Raw genomic sequence first — 2,306 nt, 5'->3', positions numbered from 1 at the left:
CGGGCACGTGGGTGGTGACCTGCCGGGCGGCCACGCGGGGAGCGATCTACCGGGCGGCTCGGCCCACGAGCACGGCGCCGGGCCGTCGGCGAGCCATGAGCCGCCGAGCACCCACCCGAGCGGTCATGGCGACGGCCCGGGCGAGGGCCCGAATGGCCACTCGGCCGACGGCGCTCACGACGGTTCGGGGCCGGGTCACCACGACGGCAACACGAGCGGGCACGGCGACACCGACGGCCCCGGTACGGGCCATGGCGACGACGCGGGGGGCCACGGCCTTGGGGGCAATGGCCGTGACGGGGGTCCGGCGACAGTTGGCCATGAGAACAGTACTGGCGGAGGGGACAATTCCTCCGGCGGTCCTGGCCATGGACATGAGCCGGAAAGGGTGGACTACAGCGAAGGTGATGAGAAGGCCTCACAGCCGACTGGCCGCCTGCAGCCGGACCAGGAAGCAGTCGTCGCGGAACAGCTTGCGAAGTCGAAAATGGCACCCCACGACATCGAGAAGTGCCTCACTGGGCTGCGCAAGAGCGAGTATGGCGCAGGAATCGCCAAGTACATCAGCGAAGGAAAGCTGTCGCATCTTCCCGGATACAGTGAGCTGCTGTCCCAGTGCAAGCAGGTCAGCAAGGCCAGCGACATGTCGCCTGCCGTATACATGGCGATGGAACACGCGGCGGATCTGCAGGCTCGTGGTGTCAAAGGCCTGGCCTTCGAATGGAAGGTGCCAGGTGATGGGTTGGACCTTGACGTGCTCGTGCGATCCGGCGACCGCATTGAGTACGGAGCTCAGCTCAAAGATGTGAATAGCGCATCGAGCCTCAACAGTGCGACACGCGGTATCGCAGAGAAGCAGCTGATCGGCAACATCGACGGTCAGAAAGTAGCTATTCTGGATGTGCACGACACTAAAGCTGCTCTTACGGATAAGATCTTGGGTCGTATCGCCCATCGCGCTAGAATCACCAACGCCACCTTTGTTCTCCGGTTCAGGGACGGGTCCATCACCGTTCCGGCCAACGGTCCCACATATCCGTAAGGGAATTGAATGTCTGTCCTCATGCGCGCGCCGCGTGAATGCGCCTCTTGGTTTTGGGACCTCGAAGACTATGCGCCGCCGGGGCTGCGGTCGGCGCTGACCGTTGCCGCGCGAATGTCTGCGGTTTTGCAGAAACATGATCTCCTGCAACCAACCACGCTGGAATGGTTCTGGCTCGTACCCGACATGGGGGGCGCTGTCGGGAAGTCCAGCGTGGGGCTCTTGCGGCCGCTGGATGACGAATGGACATCCCGGAGGGTCGAGGAACTACGCCCCGTCGCTTTCCCGGAAGCGGAGACGAGCGGTTTGCGTGTGGTCGGGACCGGTGTGTGGTCAGATGCGGACGGTGTCCAGCATCGCGAAGAGCGCCTGGTTGAACTGACGGTCTCGTCCGAGCCACTCGGTCTCTCCGCTGATGTCTCCGTGTTCCATGACGTCTGGGGTCCGTTCGACTTTCGGGGTCTTCCGCATCCGGAGGTTCATCGCAACAATGCTCCCCGCCTGGCTGCCGCCTTGAAGGAGTTGGAAGTGCTGCTGGGCGTGCCGGCCGAGCCCGGGGAAGCGACGTACTTCGGGACGGCCGTGGGTTACGGGGTCATGGAGCCGGACGTGGTTGACGGTCGAGGCCCCGACCTCACCGATCAACTCTGAGGCTGATCAGCAAGGTTGTGACTTGGCTCGCACGGCGACACGTGTCGACATCGACGACCCCAAGGTCGACATGGACATGGCAATGCGGTTGTTGTACCGGGGACAGCTCTTTACGGGAGAGGTGGAGGAGTATCTCCTCGGTGCGCGGGTCAGCCTTGAAACCTATGCGGACGGCTTACTGCACGGGCCCAGCAGGGGTTGGTACCGGGACGGCACGCTCAGGTACGAGATGGTGGCGATCAACGGGCGCGCCGTCGGGCTCTCGCGGGAGTGGCACCCAAACGGCGCTTTGGCCTCCGAGCGGGTCTTCTCTGGAGATGGCGGGAGGTTGCTGGCCCACCGGGAGTGGGACGAGGGTGGGGTGCCGACGAGAGCGTGGCATGCAGACGGCGGTAGCCGGCGGGGCGTGGTGGAGCTCGGGTGAACCGTTAGGTGTCGGTTTTGCCTACAATGGCCCTTGTGTTCCTGTGACTTGGTCACGGGTTTGTGGTGCCTCTGTGACGGCGCGGGGTACCCGATTGCACAGGCAATCCCTCTGTTGATAGGGATGAGTCTGCGTGTAGTGCGCTGTGACGTGAGAGCAGTGACCCAGTGACCTGGACGGGGGCCCTTC

Annotated in this window: 2 protein-coding genes and 1 pseudogene; all 3 read left to right on the top strand. The window is 63.9% G+C overall.

Annotated elements, in window-relative coordinates; genetic code table 11:
• A pseudogene (locus AQJ30_RS39050) lies at window positions 1-1,042 on the top strand (hypothetical protein); the annotation flags it as partial.
• Between the two features lie 9 nt (window positions 1,043-1,051).
• The gene (locus AQJ30_RS36330; protein WP_211279172.1) at window positions 1,052-1,693 is read left to right on the top strand and encodes a hypothetical protein; all 642 of its coding nucleotides are present in this window, start codon (window positions 1,052-1,054) and stop codon (window positions 1,691-1,693) included.
• 22 nt (window positions 1,694-1,715) lie between these two features.
• Entirely contained in the window at window positions 1,716-2,117 is a 402-nt protein-coding gene (locus AQJ30_RS36325; RefSeq protein WP_245727322.1) for a toxin-antitoxin system YwqK family antitoxin, read from the top strand.
• Window positions 2,118-2,306 lie beyond the last annotated feature (189 nt).

Source organism: Streptomyces longwoodensis (assembly GCF_001514125.1).
In the GTDB taxonomy this organism is placed as follows: Bacteria; Actinomycetota; Actinomycetes; order Streptomycetales; family Streptomycetaceae; genus Streptomyces; species Streptomyces longwoodensis.
Note: the sequence above shows the minus strand (reverse complement) of the source record. Positions and strands in the feature narration are given on the sequence as shown.